The organism is Enterobacter cloacae complex sp. P16RS2, assembly GCF_014982155.1.
GTDB lineage: Bacteria > Pseudomonadota > Gammaproteobacteria > Enterobacterales > Enterobacteriaceae > Enterobacter > Enterobacter cloacae_M.
This window is the reverse complement of record NZ_JADCKW010000084.1, coordinates 1-883: the sequence shown is the minus strand read 5'-3', so window position 1 is coordinate 883 and position 883 is coordinate 1. Positions and strand designations below refer to the sequence as shown.

Sequence of the window (883 nt, the reverse complement as noted above, 5' to 3'; positions counted from 1 at the left end):
ATTATAAAATTGCAGCGGGGATATATTACAATTCCTTTTTTCTTGAAAAATACCAAGAAACCTGTTTAGAACAATGTATATTTGAGGTCAACCAATGAACACTTCAGCATCCAATAGACGTTTGCGTGTTTTACTTACAGCAATAGGTTCCGGGACTTTAATTCCGCAACCTGATTTTCAGCGTCGTCTTGTATGGACAAATAAAGATAAAGTAGAATTTATAAAAACTGTCGTTCATGGCTATCCCTTCCCTGAAATATATATAGCCGCAGGAAAGGTCGATCCTAAAACTGGTGAGGGAGCTGAAGTATTAGTTGATGGTCAACAAAGAGTTACGACTCTTTATCAATATTTCAAAGGAGACGCAGACTTGCGATTGCCTGCAGATCTTCCTAAATATGCTGATCTTCCAGAAGAACAACAAATCGATTTTTTAGAATATAGCGTAGTTGTAAGAGATTTAGGTGCAATGTCTATAGAAGTCATTCGGGATGTGTTTAAGAAAATTAACTCTACTAGTTATGGATTAAACGCCATGGAAATTGACAATGCAAGATATGGTGGAGAGTTTAAAAATTTCGGAGAGGAATTTTCAGGATATGATTTTTTTGAACACTACAAAATATTTACATCGTCTGACATTAAAAGAATGAATGATGTTAGATATTGTCTTGGTTTGACAGTCACGATCATGACTACGTATTTCAATCGAGATAAAGAAATCGAATCTTACCTCGAGAAATATAATGAGGATTTTCCTGCTAAAGATGCTATTAAAAAGAATATTGAGGAAACATTAAACTTCATCGATTCTTTGAACTTCACACCAGACAGTAGAGCAATGAAAAAAGCTGATTTCTATACTTTGTTTGTGGAGATATAT

General features: G+C 34.4%; 1 protein-coding gene. It reads left to right on the top strand.

Going from position 1 to position 883, the window contains the following annotated elements; genetic code table 11:
* Positions 1–94: 94 nt before the first annotated feature.
* Positions 95–883 (top strand): DUF262 domain-containing protein (locus INF68_RS22965; protein ID WP_193525478.1); only part of this gene is annotated, 789 nt, incomplete at its 3' end.